At 62.2% G+C, this 17,638-nt stretch carries 16 protein-coding genes and 1 tRNA gene; 11 read left to right on the forward strand and 6 right to left on the reverse strand.

From position 1 onward, the window contains the following. Window positions 1–111 precede the first annotated feature (111 nt). Window positions 112–2,268, forward strand: coding sequence for a sodium-translocating pyrophosphatase (locus ACX3P0_RS08060; RefSeq protein ID WP_459078595.1), 2,157 nt, complete (start codon window positions 112–114; stop codon window positions 2,266–2,268). 103 nt (window positions 2,269–2,371) lie between these two features. Here ACX3P0_RS08060 and ACX3P0_RS08065 read toward each other — a convergent pair whose 3' ends face one another. Continuing rightward, entirely contained in the window at window positions 2,372–2,917 is a 546-nt protein-coding gene (locus tag ACX3P0_RS08065) for an outer membrane protein assembly factor BamE (RefSeq protein ID WP_459078596.1), read from the reverse strand. A gap of 114 nt (window positions 2,918–3,031) precedes the next feature. Between ACX3P0_RS08065 and ACX3P0_RS08070 the strand changes: the two genes are divergently transcribed. The 9 genes from ACX3P0_RS08070 to ACX3P0_RS08110 all read left to right on the forward strand — a co-directional run bounded on the left by ACX3P0_RS08070 (window position 3,032) and on the right by ACX3P0_RS08110 (window position 9,190). Continuing rightward, the gene (locus tag ACX3P0_RS08070) at window positions 3,032–3,574 is read left to right on the forward strand and encodes a ubiquinol-cytochrome C chaperone family protein (RefSeq protein ID WP_459087793.1); all 543 of its coding nucleotides are present in this window, start codon (window positions 3,032–3,034) and stop codon (window positions 3,572–3,574) included. 12 nt (window positions 3,575–3,586) lie between these two features. Beyond that, window positions 3,587–4,138 carry a YceD family protein gene (locus ACX3P0_RS08075; RefSeq protein ID WP_459087794.1) on the forward strand — a complete coding sequence of 184 codons (552 nt, stop codon included), beginning with the start codon at window positions 3,587–3,589 and terminating at the stop codon, window positions 4,136–4,138. A gap of 101 nt (window positions 4,139–4,239) precedes the next feature. Further along, entirely contained in the window at window positions 4,240–5,310 is a 1,071-nt protein-coding gene (gene plsX, locus ACX3P0_RS08080) for a phosphate acyltransferase PlsX (RefSeq protein ID WP_459087795.1), read from the forward strand. Between the two features lie 9 nt (window positions 5,311–5,319). After that, a complete protein-coding gene (locus ACX3P0_RS08085) occupies window positions 5,320–6,291 on the forward strand; it encodes a beta-ketoacyl-ACP synthase III (protein ID WP_459087796.1) in 972 nt (323 codons plus the stop codon). Between the two features lie 102 nt (window positions 6,292–6,393). Beyond that, complete coding sequence (locus tag ACX3P0_RS08090; RefSeq protein WP_459078601.1) at window positions 6,394–6,717, forward strand: integration host factor subunit alpha; 324 nt, start codon at window positions 6,394–6,396, stop codon at window positions 6,715–6,717. A 128-nt stretch (window positions 6,718–6,845) separates the two neighbouring features. Then, complete coding sequence (locus ACX3P0_RS08095) at window positions 6,846–7,388, forward strand: MerR family transcriptional regulator (RefSeq protein WP_459078602.1); 543 nt, start codon at window positions 6,846–6,848, stop codon at window positions 7,386–7,388. 141 nt (window positions 7,389–7,529) lie between these two features. Further along, a complete protein-coding gene (locus tag ACX3P0_RS08100) occupies window positions 7,530–7,832 on the forward strand; it encodes a hypothetical protein (RefSeq protein ID WP_459087797.1) in 303 nt (100 codons plus the stop codon). 209 nt (window positions 7,833–8,041) lie between these two features. Then, window positions 8,042–8,893, forward strand: a complete 852-nt coding sequence (purU, locus tag ACX3P0_RS08105; protein WP_459078604.1) for a formyltetrahydrofolate deformylase — start codon at window positions 8,042–8,044, stop codon at window positions 8,891–8,893. 220 nt (window positions 8,894–9,113) lie between these two features. Beyond that, a tRNA-Pro gene (locus tag ACX3P0_RS08110) sits at window positions 9,114–9,190 on the forward strand. 51 nt (window positions 9,191–9,241) lie between these two features. Here ACX3P0_RS08110 and ACX3P0_RS08115 read toward each other — a convergent pair. The 4 genes from ACX3P0_RS08115 to ACX3P0_RS08130 form a co-directional block, all read right to left on the reverse strand. Continuing rightward, on the reverse strand, window positions 9,242–10,510 hold the full coding sequence (locus ACX3P0_RS08115) for an O-antigen ligase family protein (RefSeq protein WP_459087798.1): 1,269 nt from the start codon (window positions 10,508–10,510) through the stop codon (window positions 9,242–9,244). Beyond that, a complete protein-coding gene (locus ACX3P0_RS08120; protein WP_459087799.1) occupies window positions 10,507–12,042 on the reverse strand; it encodes an undecaprenyl-phosphate glucose phosphotransferase in 1,536 nt (511 codons plus the stop codon). Before ACX3P0_RS08120 ends, ACX3P0_RS08115 begins: the two co-directional genes overlap by 4 nt. A 101-nt stretch (window positions 12,043–12,143) precedes the next feature. Continuing rightward, window positions 12,144–13,292: a glycosyltransferase gene (locus ACX3P0_RS08125; RefSeq protein ID WP_459087800.1), complete on the reverse strand. Its 1,149-nt coding sequence runs from the start codon at window positions 13,290–13,292 to the stop codon at window positions 12,144–12,146. A gap of 12 nt (window positions 13,293–13,304) precedes the next feature. After that, window positions 13,305–13,868, reverse strand: a complete 564-nt coding sequence (locus tag ACX3P0_RS08130; protein WP_459078608.1) for a polysaccharide biosynthesis/export family protein — start codon at window positions 13,866–13,868, stop codon at window positions 13,305–13,307. Between the two features lie 252 nt (window positions 13,869–14,120). Here ACX3P0_RS08130 and ACX3P0_RS08135 point away from each other — a divergent pair, with 252 nt between their 5' ends. After that, on the forward strand, window positions 14,121–16,379 hold the full coding sequence (locus ACX3P0_RS08135) for a GumC family protein (protein ID WP_459087801.1): 2,259 nt from the start codon (window positions 14,121–14,123) through the stop codon (window positions 16,377–16,379). Here the strand turns inward: ACX3P0_RS08135 and ACX3P0_RS08140 are convergent. Beyond that, window positions 16,376–17,584 (reverse strand): GNAT family N-acetyltransferase, encoded by a 1,209-nt coding sequence (locus ACX3P0_RS08140; RefSeq protein ID WP_459087802.1) that lies wholly within the window; start codon window positions 17,582–17,584, stop codon window positions 16,376–16,378. The genes ACX3P0_RS08135 and ACX3P0_RS08140 overlap by 4 nt on opposite strands. Between the last annotated feature and the right edge of the window lie 54 nt (window positions 17,585–17,638).

Raw genomic sequence — 17,638 nt, forward strand, 5'->3', positions numbered from 1 at the left:
ACCTGTTCGCATGTGTGTCGATACGGCGCGCCTGTGGAAAGCGCACCCATCGGGGTCCCAACGTCCGGGGAGGGGTTCTTCCGGACCATCAATCGAGGAATAGATCTGGCTATGACTATGCTTTACGTCGTCATTGCCTGCGGCTTGCTTTCGATCCTTTACGCCATCTGGGCGACACAGTCGGTTCTCGCGGCCGACCAGGGCAATGCACGCATGCAGGAAATTTCCGCGGCTATCCGCGAAGGTGCGCAGGCCTATCTTGCGCGTCAGTACACCACCATCGCCATTGTCGGCGTGGTCGTGCTGCTGCTTGCCTGGTGGCTGCTGTCGGGCATAGCCGCAATCGGCTTCCTGATCGGCGCGGTGCTGTCCGGCCTTGCCGGCTTCATCGGCATGCATGTCTCGGTGCGCGCCAATGTGCGTACCGCGCAGGCCGCTTCCAACAGCCTTGCCGCCGGCCTCGACATCGCCTTCAAGTCGGGCGCCATCACCGGCATGCTGGTGGCTGGTCTCGCCCTGCTCGGCGTCTCCGTCTACTACTGGGTGCTGACCGGTCCGGCGGGCTACGCCATTGTCGATAACCAGATTCCACGTCCAGTCATCGACGCGCTCGTCGCTCTCGGCTTCGGCGCATCGCTGATCTCGATCTTCGCCCGTCTCGGCGGCGGTATCTTCACCAAGGGTGCGGATGTCGGCGGCGATCTCGTCGGCAAGGTCGAGGCCGGTATCCCGGAAGACGACCCACGCAACCCGGCCACCATCGCCGACAATGTCGGCGACAATGTCGGCGACTGCGCCGGCATGGCCGCCGATTTGTTTGAAACCTATGCGGTGACCGTGGTCGCCACCATGGTGCTGGGCGCGATCTTCTTCTCCGGCAATCCGCTTCTGTCGGAAGTTCTGCTCTATCCGCTCGCCATTTGCGGCGCATGCATCCTCACGTCGATCATCGGCACCTTTTTCGTCAAGCTCGGCTCCAACGGCTCGATCATGGGTGCGCTTTACAAGGGCCTGATCGTCACCGGCATCCTGTCGGTGGTTGGGCTAGGTGCCGCCACCTCGCTGACCATCGGCTGGGGCGACGTCGGCACCGCCAACGACATGATGGTCACCGGCCAGAACCTGTTCATCTGCGGCCTCATCGGCTTGTTGGTGACGGGCCTGATAGTGGTCATCACGGAGTACTACACCGCCACCAACAAGCGTCCGGTCAACTCGATCGCCCAGGCGTCGGTTACCGGCCACGGCACCAACGTCATTCAGGGGCTTGCTGTCTCGCTGGAATCGACGGCACTGCCGGCCATCGTCATCATCGGCGGCATCATCTCGACCTACCAGCTTGCCGGCCTGTTCGGCACGGCGATCGCCGTCACCACCATGCTCGGTCTTGCCGGCATGATCGTGGCGCTCGATGCCTTCGGTCCGGTCACCGACAATGCCGGTGGCATCGCTGAAATGGCTGGCCTGCCGAAAGAAGTGCGCCAGTCCACCGACGCGCTCGATGCGGTCGGCAACACCACCAAGGCCGTCACCAAGGGCTACGCCATCGGCTCGGCCGGCCTCGGTGCGCTGGTGCTGTTTGCAGCCTACGCCAACGATTTGAAGTTCTTTGCCGCCAATGGTGACAAATTCCCCTACTTCAAGGACATGGGCGAGGTCTCCTTCGACCTGTCCAACCCCTATGTCGTCGCCGGCCTGATCTTCGGCGGTCTCATCCCGTACCTGTTCGGCGGCATCGCCATGACGGCGGTGGGCCGCGCAGCCGGCGCCATCGTCGAAGAGGTGCGCAAGCAATTCCGCGAGGATCCGGGCATCATGGCCGGAACGTCCAAGCCGAACTATGCGCGCGCGGTCGACCTGCTCACCAAGGCGGCGATCAAGGAGATGATCATCCCGTCGCTGTTGCCGGTGCTGGCGCCGCTCGTCGTCTATTTCGGCGTGCTGTTGATCTCCGGCTCCAAGGCCTCGGCCTTTGCGGCGCTCGGTGCCTCTCTGCTCGGCGTTATCGTCAACGGCCTGTTCGTCGCCATCTCGATGACATCCGGCGGCGGCGCATGGGACAATGCCAAAAAGTCGTTCGAAGACGGGTTTACCGACAAGGACGGCGTCAAGCACCTGAAGGGCTCGGACGCGCACAAGGCGTCCGTGACCGGCGATACGGTCGGCGATCCCTACAAGGACACGGCTGGCCCTGCGGTGAACCCGGCGATCAAGATCACCAACATCGTCGCCCTGCTCTTGCTGGCGGTTCTGGCGCACGCCGCCTGATCCGGTCGAGTATGAATCAAAAGCCCCGCGGGAGCGATCCTGCGGGGCTTTTGCTATTGTGGTTGAAAAAAAAGTGGGACTGAACGTCGTCGTCAGCGGCGGCCTACATGCCGCCATTGCCGATCATGTCGCCGGCGCCGGCCGGCGTCAGCTTGCCGGCACCCTGGATGACTTGCGCCAGGAAGTTCTGGTCCTTGCCGCCCGTTGGGGTGGTGCGTGAGACGAAATCGAACACCTTGCCGTCCTTGAGGCCGTAATTGGCGATCTGGGAAACGCGTCCGTCCTTGCCGAAATAGACGGCCAGCACTTTCTGGTCGACAAGCTTCGGCTTGGCAAAGGCGACGGAGCGCCTGCGCGTCTGCGAAATGTAGTAAAACACCTCATTGTCGAAGGTAGCGGTCGTCGACGGGCTGCCAAGTGCCAGCAACACCTGCTCACGGCTGGAGCCGACCGGGACGAGGTCCAGCGATTGCTGGTCGACGATATAACCCTGGGTCAGCGTTTCGCCGGGAGTGAGGTCGCCGAATGTCTTGGACGTGTTGCAGGCAGACAGCACTGAGGCGGCCACCAGCATCGAGAGCAATCCAAAGGATTTCGGCGAGAATGCCGAGCCTTGCGAACCTACCGGCTTGAATTTATGCGGGCGCAATAACAACTCCATCAGATCGGCCGGCTTGCACGGCGCGGCAAAACCGGTAAACCAGCTTAGCTGCCGATGCAACAACGCCACCCCAACAAACAGCCTCCGGGAGACTGCTCCTCCATGTTCAAGCGTCTGTTTGGCCGCGAAAGCCAAGCCAACCGTGCTATCACCGAGGCGCTCTACGAGGTAATCGTGGCAGCGGCGCGGCAGAAGCCGTTTTATTCCGATTGGAACGTCCCGGACACGCCGATGGGCCGCTTCGAGATGCTGTCTCTGCATATGTTTCTGTTTCAGCACCGGCTGCACGGCGAGCAGGGTGCGTCGCAGGCGATTGCGCAGGTGCTGATCGACGAGTTCTTCATGGATATGGAGCATTCGCTGCGGGAACTGGGCATCAGCGACGTCGGCGTTCCCAAGCGCATGAAGAAACTGGCCAAGATGTATTACGGCCGGACCGCCGCCTATGCCGATTCGCTGGAACGCGGCGATGGTGCGTCGCTGGCGGCGGCGCTGACGCGAAATGTCACGCCGGACAAGGAAAACTGGGCGCAGGCCGAGCGCCTCGCCGCCTATGCCATGCGCGCGCAAAAGGACCTGGCCGCGCAAGCCTCCGACGCTATCTGTTCGGGAAAGCTTTCCTTTCCGGTTGCGCAGGCTGCGTGAAGGAGCGTTGAAATGAGCGATGCAGCCCCCAAAAGCCCGGTTTCCTTCGGCGTTCATGTCGCTCGTCTGTCGCAAAAGGGCGTGCGGGTGGTTGTCGAGGCCGATCCGGCCCAGCGCGCCGAACTGGCGGCGGAGCATGGGTTATTGTCGGTGGAGGCATGGCGCGCCGATTTGCAGGTCGTGCCGTGGAAACGCAACGGCATCCGGATCGCCGGCCGCGTCGAAGCCGACATCACACAGGCCTGCGTAGTCACGCTTGAACCGGTGGCTGCCCATATCAACGAACCGGTGGAAGGGCTTTTTCTGCCGCAGGATTCCAAGCTTGCCCGCCATGGCTTCGATGACGGGGGAGAGATCCTGATCGATGCCGATGGCCCCGACAGTCCGGAAACGTTTTCCGGCGATACGGTGGATGTGGGTGCGCTGGCGGAGCAACTCTTCGGGCTGGCGATCGACCCGTATCCGCGCAAGACCGGCGTGGCGTTGGACGCCGGCGGCGATGAAGGCCAGAAGGAAGAAAACGAATTCCAGCAAAAGCTCCGCTCGCTGCTCGGAAAATCCTGAAACCTTGGCGAACATGGATAATGCCGGTTGTGCGGCAGCGCAAAACCGCTATTTTCGCCGAACCGCCGCGAGAGCCGAGGCAAATGTGAGATGAATATCGAGTGATCAGGATTTCTATCGATGCCATGGGCGGCGATCATGGGCCGGACGTGGTCATACCGGCCCTGATGACGGTCGCCAGCCGACGCGCCGATATCCGTTTCGTCATCTATGGACGGGAAGAAATCGTGCGGCCGATCCTGGCTCGATACCCGAAGCTGGCCGAGGTCAGCGAACTTGTCCATTGCGAGGTCGCGGTCCGCATGGACGACAAGCCCAGCCAGGCCTTGCGCAACGGGCGCTGGAAATCGTCGATGTGGAAGGCGATCGAGGCGGTCAAGAACGACACGGCGGACGTCTGCATTTCCGCCGGCAATACCGGCGCGCTGATGGCGATGTCGAAGTTCTGCCTGCGCACCATGGCGACCATAGACCGGCCGGCTATCGCTGCGATCTGGCCGACGCTGCGCGGCGAAACCGTGGTGCTGGATGTCGGCGCAACCATCGGGGCGGACGCCCACCAACTCATCGATTTCGCCATTTTGGGCAACGGCATGGCGCGCTCGGTCTTCGGCATCGAACGCCCGACCGTTGGGCTGCTCAATGTCGGCGTGGAAGAGATCAAGGGGCAGGAAGAGGTCAAGGAAGCCGGGCGCATGCTGCGCGAGGCCAACATGGCGTCCATGGACTATCGCGGCTTCGTCGAGGGCAACGATATCGGCAAGGGCGTGGTGGATGTCGTGGTCACCGAGGGCTTTTCCGGCAATATCGCGCTGAAGACGGCCGAAGGCACGGCGCGGCAGTTTGCCCAATATCTGCGCGAAGCGATGAGCCGCACGCTGATGGCGCGGATCGGCTATATCTTCGCCCGTGGCGCCTTCAACCGCTTGCGTGAAAAGCTGGATGTCGGCCGCTCCAATGGCGGCGTTTTCCTCGGCTTGAACGGCATTGTGGTGAAAAGCCATGGCGGGGCCGATTCGAACGGATTCGCGGCCGCGGTCGAACTTGGCTACGATATGGTGCGCAACCGGCTTCTCGACCGAATCGAAGCCGATCTCGACCTGTTCCATGCGCGCAATCCGCATGCCGGAGCGCTCAAGAGAGCGGGTGGTACCACCGACGAGAAAGAATAGGAAAAGCCTTTGATCAGATCGCTTGTGCGCGGCTCGGGTGCGGCTTTGCCACGCCGCATCATGAAGAATGCCGATTTCGAAGGCATGGTCGAGACGTCCGACGAATGGATCGCGCAGCGCACCGGCATCCGCCAGCGCTACATCGCAGCCGACGACGAGACGACGGCTTCGCTGGGCGAGGCGGCCGCGCGCGCGGCTCTCGATGCGGCCGGGTTGACCCCCGACGACATCGACCTGATCGTGCTGGCGACATCGACGCCGAACAATACCTTTCCCGCGACCGCCGTGGAAATCCAGAACCGGCTCGGCATGCGTCACGGTTTTGCCTTCGACATGCAGGCGGTATGCTCGGGCTTCGTCTATGCCGTGAGCACGGCTGACCTCTACATTCGCGGCGGCATGGCCAAGCGCGTGCTGGTGATCGGCTCGGAGACCTTTTCGCGTATTCTCGACTGGAGCGACCGCTCCACCTGCGTCCTGTTCGGCGACGGCGCCGGCGCGCTGGTGCTGGAGGCAGGCGAAGGGCAGGGCACCATTGCCGATCGCGGCGTGCTGGCGGCGAGCCTGCGCTCCGACGGCATCCACAAGGACAAGCTCTATGTCGACGGCGGACCGTCGACGACGGGCACGGTCGGCCATCTGAGGATGGAAGGCCGGGAAGTCTTCAAGCACGCGGTCGGCATGATAACCGACGTGATCGAGGCGACGTTCTCGCAAGCCGGCATTACGGCTGACGACCTGGATTGGTTCGTGCCGCATCAGGCCAATAAACGAATTATTGACGCTTCCGCCAAGAAGCTTGGGATTGCCGACGAAAAAGTGGTTGTGACGGTCGATCTGCACGGTAATACGTCGGCGGCATCGGTTCCGCTGGCGCTTTCGGTGGCCGTCGGCGATGGCCGCATCAAGAAGGGCGATCTCGTCCTGCTTGAAGCGATGGGCGGCGGCTTTACATGGGGCGCGGTGCTGGTTCGCTGGTGAGGTGGAGAACCCGTGGGTTCGGTCCTTGACCTTGCCGGATCAATTACTTACGCTCTAGCGTTGCCAAGATGAATTTTATTTTTAAGCGGATGGGACGGTTGCATGGGGGGAAAGACACTTACGCGCGCCGACCTAGCTGAAGCCGTATATCGCAAGGTCGGATTATCGCGCACCGAATCGGCGGAACTGGTTGAGGCAGTGCTGGACGAGATTTGCGAGGCGATCATACGCGGCGAGACGGTAAAATTGTCGTCTTTCGCCACGTTTCACGTCCGTTCGAAGAACGAACGCATCGGCCGCAATCCAAAGACCGGCGAGGAAGTGCCGATCCTGCCGCGCCGGGTCATGACCTTCAAGGCCTCCAACGTGCTGAAGAGCCGTATCTTGCGCTCGCATCAAAACAGCAAGGCCAAGAACGAGAAATAGCGGACTGCGCGGTTGAAAACAGGCCGCGCAACGAATGCCAGGCTTGAATGTTGCCGCGTAAACCGCTGAAATAAGGCTCGATTCGGCCACGACGAGCCGTATCGCCGTCCAGCGTGAGGATTTCGCCCATGGACAAGAGCCCCGATGCCTTCCGCACCATCAGCGAGGTCGCCGAAGACCTCGACCTGCCGCAGCATGTGCTGCGCTTCTGGGAAACGCGTTTTACGCAGATCAAGCCTATGAAGCGCGGCGGCGGCCGCCGCTACTACCGGCCGCAGGATGTCGAACTGATCAAGGGCATCCGCACCATGCTTTACGATCAGGGCTATACCATCAAGGGCGTGCAGAAACTGCTGCGCGAAAACGGCAACCAGTTCCTCGTCGCCATCGGCAATGGCGATATGGCCGCCGTCGAGGCGATTTCGCAGCGCAAGCTGGCCGATGCAGCACCCTTGACGCCGGCGGCACAGCCGCGCGGAACCGATGAGGAGATGCTCGTCGGTCAGCCACGGGTAAAGCCGAGTAGGCGCTTTTTCGGCCTCGGCAAGGGCGAGGAGGATGGCCCGGTCCAGTCCGACGCCACCAAACTTTCGCGCGACAACCGCGCGCTGCTGCAGGAAGCGCTGTTCGACCTGCTGGAGTGCAAGCGTCTGCTCGACCAGGTGCGCTGAGGCCGGATATTGCCGGCTACCACGCGGAGCGGTGGGCGCTTCCGCGTCACCCGCGACTGTGCCCGTTTTTCCGACAATTGCTCCAAGGAACAATCGGCCATCGGGGCCGTTTATCTCCCTTCTGGCAAAGAAGGAAATCCCATGGCATCGTTCTCGAATATGACCGACATCGACCTCGACAGGCAGATTGCGTCGCTTTCGAAGGAACTGGCGGCGTTGAAGAAGACCGCTTCGAAGCGCGGCGCCGCTTATTACGAGGACGGTCGCGATGCGGCCTGGGAGACGTATTCGGATCTGGCCGAGCGCATCGGCGAGCACCTGCCCTCTCTGCGCAAGCGCGCAAGGGCGATTGAGGATAGCGCCCGCGACCATCCCGCCACGGCCGCTGCCGTCGGTCTGGTGGTGGTCGGGCTGGTGGCCGCGATGCTGTTTAGCCGCCGCTGAGCGTTTCCGCAGCCCGCCTCGGCGACAGGGAATAAAAAGGTGCGCTCTTGAGCGCGCCTTTTTCGTGGATAACCAGGGCTTGTTCTGTCAGGGCAGTCAAAATAACGGTTTGTGGATGTCGGTTTCAGGCGAACATCGTTATGTCTGAGTGCCTATTACAGCACTGAAGACCGGCCAGATTCTCGAACTCAAATTCGGACGCCTATCCCATGAACGACAGAGCCTTCATCCTGACTCTCAACTGCGTCGACCAGTCCGGCATCGTTGCCGCCGTTACGACGGAATTGGCCGCGATCGGCGCGAACATCCTGGAAAGCAACCAGTACTGGGACCACCAGACCGGCCAGTTCTTCATGCGCATCCAGTTTTCGGCCGATGCCGCCAAGACCGTCGACGACATCACGCGCTCGATCAAGCCGGCCGTCGACCGCTTCGGCATCAAGACCACGATCACCGACAAGGCCCGCAAGCCGAAGATCATCATCATGGTCTCAAAGTTCGATCATGCGCTGCTGCACCTGCTTTACCAGGTCAAGGTCGGCTGGCTGAACGCCGATGTGGTGGCCATCGTCTCGAATCATGAGGACAGCCGCGCCACCGCCGAACTGGAAGGCGTGCCGTATCATTTCTGGAAGGCGACCAAGGACAACAAGCCCGAACTCGACGAGAAACTGTTAAAGTTGGTGCGCGACACGGATGCCGATCTGGTGGTGCTCGCCCGCTACATGCAGGTGTTGTCCGACAACGTTTCCAAGCGGCTTTACGGCAAGATCATCAACATCCACCACTCGTTCCTGCCGTCCTTCAAGGGCGCCAAGCCTTACCATCAGGCCTATGAGCGCGGCGTCAAGCTGATCGGCGCCACCGCGCATTACGTGACCGCCGACCTGGATGAAGGTCCGATCGTCGAGCAGGAGACGGAGCGGGTGACGCATGCGATGAACGCCGACGATTTCGTCGCCGCCGGCCGCGATATCGAGAGCCGCGTACTGGCGCGCGCCGTTAAATACCACGTCGAGGCCCGCGTGATGCTGAACGGACACAAGACCGTCGTTTTCTGACCTTTTTTCGCAATTTTTCACTCGACAGCCCGCCAGCGCGTTTTGCACCGGCGGGCTGTTTGCGTTTAGGCTTGGCAGCAGGCCAGCGTAAACTTGGGCGACCGATCATCCCCGCATGACGGCAGCCTGAGCATCCAGTCCGGCCAAGGCCGATCTTTCACGGGATCGAGCTGAATTGGGTTGACCCGCACGCGGTAATCACGATACATCGCGACCGGTCCGGAGTGTAGCGCAGCCCGGTAGCGCACTTGACTGGGGGTCAAGGGGTCGTCGGTTCGAATCCGGCCACTCCGACCATTTGACGACAAGGACTTGCCCCCAAAGTCCGATCACCGCTTTTCAGATTTTTCAGCCATGGCCTTTAGCCAGAATACGGCCGGTGTTCAGGCTTGGCGAAAGCTCGCGCTGATGCCGATACTCCAGCGCGATAGCCCCCCACACCAGGCCGAGCAGCAGATAGAGATGCCGCCAGTGGTCGATGTCGATGACGGTGCCAAGGGCGATGTTGCCGATGAAGGCCACATAGGCGCATAGCAGATAGGGTTGCCACGGCCGGTCGCGCAGCAGGATGCGGAACCCTGCCGCGATGGTCCACAGCGTCAGCGTCAGGAACGAGGCGAACCCCAGCCAGCCATAGTCCAGCAGCGCTTTCAGCCAGATGTCGTGGGTGTCCTCACCGAAGATGGTGCCGAAGACGAGCGGGCCGATGCCGAACGGATGCTCCATCGCCATCTGGAAGCCGATCGCATAGCGGGCGAAGCGGCCGAGGCGCGCCGTATCGTAGCTTTGCTCCAGATGCGCGCGGTTGGAAAACATTTCCGATACGCCCGGCAATTGCAGCAGCACGATCATCGCCAGGATCAGCAACGAGATCACAGCTACGCCCATGACCACGACGCGCAGCCGGAACGCGCCGCTGGTGCTCTGCAGGAAAAGCGCCCCGGTGAGCAGGACGGCCGAGACGGCGAACATGCCCCATGCGCCGCGCGAGAAGGAAAAGAAGATGCCGGCGCTGATGATCAAAAGCGGCATGGCGACGAGCGGCATGCGCGAGACGGGCCCGGTGAGCAGTCGGTAGAGCAGGTAGATGCCGGGCAGGACGAGGAACGGCCCGAACACGTTCGGGTCCTGGAATGCACCGGCGGCGCGGTCGTATTTGGTGAACATCTCCGCGCCCGGAAAGGCGTGGAAATAGCCGGCGATGCCGAGGATCGAGGTTATCACCGCCGACGCCACATAGGCCTGGAAGACCAACCGGTAGAGATCGGGGCGCGCTTCGGTGACGGCGGCGAAGAAGACCGCGGTGAAGGCCAGAAATAGCGAGACGGCCAGGTAGAGTGGCGTCGAGGCGAGATCGGCCATTTGCGTCATGGAGATCATGCCGCCGATGTTCATCGTCACCAGCAGCACCAGCAGGGGCAGGGCGGCGCGCGAAATGCGCAGGCCAAACAGCGCCCACGCCGCAATCAGGCCGGCCATGTAGAGGTCGTAGGGCGCCGGTTCGTGAATGACGAAGCCCGACAGGAAAATACCGATGAAGACGGCCCCGGCGGAAATCAGCGCGATCAGCTTGGCGTTGACCGCCGCCGGCGAAAGTTCGTGCGCGATGGCGCTCAATACGCGTTTTCCGTGTTGAGCAGTCGGATAGGCGTGAGGAAAAGGATCCTGAGATCGAACAGCAGCGACCAGTTCTCAATATAGTACAGGTCGTATTCGGTGCGCTTGCGGATCTTTTCGTTGGTATCCATTTCGCCGCGCCAGCCATTGATCTGCGCCCAGCCGGTAACGCCTGGCTTGACCCGGTGGCGGGCGAAATAACCGTCGACCACTTCGTTGTAGAGCAGGTTGTGCGACTGGGCCGCAATCGCGTGCGGGCGCGGCCCGATCAGCGACAGCGAGCCGAACAGCGCGTTGAAAAACTGCGGCAGTTCGTCGATCGACGTCTTGCGGATGAAGCGGCCGACGCGGGTAACGCGCGGGTCGTTCTTCGTCACCGCCTGCTTGGCGCTCGGGTCCGCCTGTTCGACATACATGGAGCGGAATTTGTAGACTTCGATCACTTCGTTGTTGAAACCGTGCCGCTTCTGGCGAAACAGCACCGGCCCCTTGCTGTCCAGCTTGATGGCGATGGCCGTGGCCAGCATGATCGGCGAGAAGACGACGATGCCGAAAATGGAAAAGAAGATGTCGAAGGCGCGCTTGGCGACCGAGTCCCAATCGTTGATCGGCTTGTCGAAAATATCCAGCATCGGCACCGAGCCGATGTAGGAATAGGAGCGCGGCCGAAATTGCAGCGCGTTGGAATGCGCGGAAAGGCGAATGTCGACCGGCAGCACCCACAGCTTCTTGAGAAGCTGCAGGACCCGCGTTTCGGCGGTGAGCGGCAGCGACACGATCATCATGTCGATGCGCGCGATGCGGGCAAAGGCGATCAGCTCCGAAATGGTGCCGAGTTTCGGGTAGCCGGCGACGATCGGCGGCGAGCGGGTGTCGTCGCGGTCATCGAAGATGCCGCAGATGCGGATATCGTTATAGGGCTGCTGCTCGACGGAGCGGATCAGGAGTTCGGCGGACTTGCCGCCGCCAACGATAACGGCCCGCCGCTCCATGCGCCCGTCGCGCGCCCAGCGCCGGATGAGCTTCGACAAGAGCAGGCGCAGGCTGCAGATCAGCACGAAGCCGACCGCGAACCAGATGCCGAACAGCAGGCGCGAGAAGCTCTCCGATGTTTTTATCAGGAAAGCGACCAAAGCCATGAGCGCGAAGCTCGCGGCCCATGTCAGCGCGACACGTCCCAGGCTGCGGAGCGGCCGCATCAGCGCAGCGATCTGGTAGCAATCGCTGATCTCCAGCAGCACGACTGTCAGAAGCGAGGTGGCGGCGATGGCCAGCGGATATTGCCATGCAAGATGGGTAAAAAAGCCGAGATAGAAAAAATAGACGGTCAGGCCGGACAGGAACAGCAGGCCGAATTCGACAAGCCGCAACACGCCGCTGACCATCACCGGGGACATGGTATCGCGCCGGTACTGCGAGGCGACCTGACTGGCGACGGCGTTCAGGCCGAGCGGCTTGCTGGCGTCCAGCGGCCCCTCGAATTTGCGCACCGCGTCTTGTGAGAAGCGGCTAGCGGGATCTATTTCATTCATCAAATTGTGCTGCGCGGCCTGTGTGCGTTCCGCACGACGGTATCAAAGGACAGCTAAGAAACGGTTGAAGGAACCGGTCGCTTTGGAGCTTCTTGCCACGCTCACTTCGACTTTGCGGGATTGTCCTGAAGGGCGAGAAGATACGCTTTCTCGATCTCGGCGGCCATAACATCGGCTCCAAAGCGCGCCTTCAGTTGGGTCAGGTCGGGCATTTCTGCCTTGAAGGCAGCGAGATCGGCGAGCGCGCCGCACAGCTTTTCCGCGAGTTGCCGGGCATCCGGTTCGATCAGGGCAGGGGAGTCCGCGCCGAAAATCTCCGGAATCCCGCCGACGGCGGTGGCGATCATAGGCTTGCCGGCGGCTAGCGCTTCCAGGACGATGTAGGGCATGGCTTCCGCCCGCGAAGGCACGACGACGAGCCTTGCCAGCGCAAACGCCTCGCGCGCCCGCATCGGCGCAAGGAAGCGAATGCGGTCCTCCAGGCCGAGCCGTCTGGCTTGCGCCCTGTAGCGCGGCAGGCCGTCGCCATCGCCTACCATGACGGAGGCGAGGCTGCGGCCAAGCCGCTTTTCGGCCTGTGCCACCGCGTCGATGAAGATGTCCGGTCCCTTCAGGTCGCGCATCATGCCGATATAGAGCAGGTCCGCGGCGTCGGCATCCGTCTCGACGGGTTCGAACTCGGCCGCGCGCAGGCCGTTATAGACGAGGCGGTTGGGTACCGGCGGTTCGCCGATCTTCTCGCGATAGGCGCGTCGCTCATAGTCGGAAACGAACAGCAGCGTGTCGGTAAACCGGCTCATCAGCCGCTCGATGGTGAAGAACAGCCTTCCCGTCAGCGTGTCGGCGGCATAATGCAGGCTGCCGCCATGCGGCGAATAAAGGCGGGCTACGCGATACCTGAAAACCCGCAACAGTGAGCCGAACATGCGCGCATAAGTTCCGCCCTTGGCGCCGTGCCCGTGAAGCACGTCCGGCTGCAATTTCTTGACGATTTTGTAGGTGCGCCACGCCGAGGCGATGTCGCCCGGCCCGATATGGCGCTGCATGGGCGTACGGTGGACGCCAAGCACCAACTGCCCATGCATCTGTGCGAACAGGCGCTCCTCAAGTTCGCCGCCGGTGCTTGAATCGCAAACGATGCCAACATCGTGCCCTGCGGCAATCTGTGCCTCGGCCAGATCGCGCACATGTCGGAAAATGCCTCCGACCGGCGATCGAAAGCAGTGAACGATCCGAAGTTTTTCCCTCACTTCGTCAAGACATCAAAAGAGGCGTTCGCGAACATAGACGGTGTCGCCCGGCAGCAGCGGATCGGTTGTCGTGACCCGTCCGGTCATCACCTTGCCGTTGACGTCGCGCGTGATGTCGACACTCTCCTGGTTGGCGCGGGCTGAATAGCCGCCCGCAATGGCCACGGCCTTTTGCACCGTCAGGCCCGGAACATAGGAATACTGGCCGGCCGCGCCGACTTCGCCCATGACGAAGATCGGCCGGTAGCGGTCGATCTCGACCGATACGTCCGGATCGCGCAGATAACCCTGGCGAAGCTTGGCTGCAATCTCGCCTTCAAGCTGCTGGGCCGTATGGCCGCGCGCCGGGATCGCCCCGACAAGCGGGAAGGACAGATAGCCGGACTGGTCGACGCTGTATGTATTGGTCAGGCCTTCCTGCTCGAACACGGTCACGCGGATGCGGTCGCCGGCACCGAGGCGGTAGGGCTCGTCCAGGATCTTGTGAAACGCGGCCGGGGCAGGCTTGTAGCTGGTGCAGCCGGCAAGCACGGACACGGCAAGCAGCGCGCAAAATAGGGGGCCAGTGCTTTTCATCGCGGAGCATATACCTTCGACTGGCCCGGCCGACGCCGCCAGACTTCAAGAGTCGACGCCTGTTATCGTCCGGTTAGGGTTAATGGGCGGTAAAGGTACGCCGATCACGAGCGTTGGCGGGCAGGGACGCCGTCGCATGCTGTGGGTTATTCTTCCGTCTGTCGAAGCGGAGGGCGCGTGGCCTGCTTCTTAACGGGTGAGTTACCATAGTTGTTTACGCTGTATCCGTTCCAGTGTCGGAGTATGGATGCAATGTCAGGCGCTCAATCCGCAGCGGCAGATATCGATGTCGATCTAGGAAAGCTCTTTGCCAGTCTTGGCAGGAACTGGATGCGTATCGTCGTCGTCGCGCTGGTCGTGACGGGGGCCGCTTTCGCTCTCGCTTCGCTGGCGACGCCTTTATACAAGGCGCAGACGAAGCTGCTGATCGAGACGCGGGAATCCGTCTATACGAGGCCGGAAAACAACAACGACGCCGACAAGCCCATCCTCGATGCCGAAGGCATCGCCAGCCAGGTAGAGGTGATTTCATCCACCGACATCCTCAAGCGGGTGGCCACCAAGCTGGACCTGTCGCGGCTGCCGGAATTCGATGAAGCGGCGGACATGGGAACGCTGGGCCGGCTTCTGGTCATTGCCGGCCTGAAGACCGACCCGAACGAGATTCCGCCGGACGAGCGCGTGCTGAAAGCCATGCGCGAAAAGCTGAACGTCTATCCGGTCGAAAAATCGCGCGTCATCGTCATCGAATTCTCGTCCGAGGACGCCAAACTTGCGGCGGCGATCCCCAACGCCATCGCCGAGGCCTATATATCGGTCCAGGGCGACGCCAAGATCGAATCGAACTCAGCGGCGACGGATTGGCTGGCGCCTGAAATCAGCGACCTGTCCAAGCGGGTGAAGGATGCCGAGGCCAAGGTCGCCGACTTCCGCGCCCAGTCCGGCCTGCTGATGGGGGGCAACAATTCCGTGCTGGCCACCCAGCAGCTTTCCGAACTGTCGAGTGAATTGTCGCGGGTGCGGGCCAATCGTGCTTCTGCCGAGGCGACGGCCGAAAGCGTGCGCAACGCCTTGCGTGGCGGTGGCTCGCTGGATGCCTTCCCGGAAGTGCTGTCGTCCAGCCTGATCCAGCGGCTGCGCGAGCAGCAGGTGCAGCTCAAGTCCAATATCGCCGATCTCTCGACCACGCTGCTCGACAACCATCCGCGCATCCGTGCGCTGAAATCGCAACTGACCGACCTGGACAGCCAGATACGCAACGAGGCGCAAAAGGTGCTGAAGGGGCTGACGACCGAGGCGCAGACCGCGCAGATGCGGGAGAACCAGCTTGTAGCCGACCTCAACAAGCTGAAGGCCGAATCGGCCCGCGCCGGCGACCAGCAGGTGGAATTGAACGCGCTGGAGCGTCAGGCCAACGCGCAGCGCCAGTTGCTGGAATCCTACATGACGCGGTTCCGCGAGGCTTCCTCGCGCAACGATCGCAACTATCTGCCGGTCGATGCCCGCGTCTTCTCGCAGGCGGTTGCGCCCTCCGAGTCGTATTTCCCCAAAATGGTGCCGATCCTCGGCGCTGCCTTTACCGCCTCGTTGCTGGTCATGGCCATCGTGACGCTGCTGCAGGAACTGTTTTCCGGTCGCGCCATGCGCCCGGCGGCAGGTTCGCGGCTGGAGCGCATAGAGCAGGTCGCGATGCCGGCGGTGGCAAATGTGGCGGACGCCGACAAACTCGAACGCGTGCCGGCAGCCGAAGCGCCCGCACCCATAGTGGCGGAGCCACTCGCATGGCCACCCGAGTGGCAGGAACCCGAGCCCGAAGAGGCCGCGCGGCAAGAGGTTGGGCTGGAAGAAAATGAGCCGGAAGATTTGTGGGACGAACCCATCCGCTCCAGCCTGGGCGAAATCGATATCGAAAAGGCTGCCGAACAGGTGATAGCGAGCGGGGCCGCACGGGCCATCTTCGTCTCGCCGGAAGGCGATGAGGCGGCCGCAAGCTCCGTGCTGGTGGCGCGGGAGGTGGCGGATGCGGGCCTGCGCGTGCTGCTGTTGGACATGACGGCGTCCGGGGCTGCGTCTCGGCCGATGCTGGATAGCGGCCTGCTGGCCGGCATCACCAACCTGCTCGCCTCCGAAGCGCAGTTCAGCGATGTCATTCATGCCGATCACTATTCGGATTGCCATGTAATTCCCGTCGGTACGGCCGACCCGGTGCGCGCCATGCGCGCCGCCGACCGCCTGCCGATCATCATGCAATCGCTGACGACGGCCTATGATCTGGTGGTGGTCGAATGCGGGCCGGCCGACGCGCAAGGCATAAGCCGCCTCGTCGGCGACGGCACGCAGGTTCTGCTCAGCATGATCGAGCCGAGCGACGAGGTGGCGCAGGCCGCAGCAGAGTTGATCGAAAACGGCTATCCGGGTCTGACGCTGGTTACGCCCGCCGGGCATGACACGCCGGGACGCCCTGTGCCGGGTGAGCGCGTTCGGTCGGCTGCGTGGGGCGCTACGGCCTAACCTTCGCTATCCGCACTTGCCTTTCCAGCGCTCTTGCGACGCAAAAACTTGCCCAGCCGCCAAAGCGTCGGGCTGCCCTTGATGGATGCTTTCAGGCGCGATTTCTGGCGAAGCGCCTGCCCAAGCAGACGGCCTTTCAACGTCAGCGGCAGCAGGACATCGAACTGCCGCACTTCGATGTCGCACCAGAGGCGCTTGTAGGGCTCGTCGCCAACCGAAAAATCGTAGATGCCGAAGCCCTGCCGGCAAGCATCCTGGATGTTCTCGTAGAACAGGAAATCGCCCGGACTGGCAGAGGCGAGATCGTCTTCCTCTATCGCGCCGAACTCGCAGATCAGGCGCTTGCCGCAAACGCTGGAACCCGTTACCGCGCGCAGCTTGCCGGCGACTTCCAGCCCGTGCAGGACGAAGCGCGGCGGCTGTTGCGCTAGAGCGTGCTCAAACAGCGCATGAAAGAATTGCCGTATTTCCGGCTCAGCAAAGACATTGGCGATGCCCATCTGGCTGAACCGACGCGCCTTCATCGCGAAAAACGCGTCGAGCAGCGCATGCGTTTCGCCCGGCGTTTTCGCCTCGATGCGCCGGTATGGGCCGACTGCCTCGAATTTCCGGATCTGCGAGCGGTGCTTCTTGCGCTTTCGCTTGCCGCTCGAACGGTCGAGTAAATTATCGAACCTTCCGTCGAGGTCGACCGCCAGCGCCGGATCGGGGCTCGGGAAATGGGCGAGAAGCGCCAATGGATTGGGCACGCCGTCCAGATCGGGCGAAAGTCGCTCGAGGGCAACGAGATCGATGTCGGGGCGGGCTTTTCGCACGGTTTCGAAAAGGGTTCGAAAATCCTGCGCACCGGCCATAGCAGCCCAGTTATGGTCCATCGCGGGGAAGTTGCCGTTGGCGTGCCGCCCGCCCATGAAACGGGCTACGCGGAAGGGGCCGGAGCGCGTTATTTCCAGGGCCAGCGAGAAGACCGGTCGCTCTCCTGCCCGCAACTCGGCGATCACGACATCGGGCCGCATCGCGGACGCCCATTGTCTTACCCAGTCGCCGCTCTGCGCAGGCGCGGCAAGCGCCTCCCGGCAAAAGCCGGCATAGGCGGCAAGGCCCTCGGGGCCGCAAACAGATGCTTTCTGCATGGCTGACGCCGCTTGCGAAGTCTCTGCTTCGTCAGGACACTTGCGCTCAAAAGACACGGTAGCGTCAACCATCCTTCAATTCTTAAAGTGTATTTGGGAGTGTCACGAACTTCAAAATCGCGATAC

Source organism: Mesorhizobium sp. A556 (assembly GCF_054489545.1).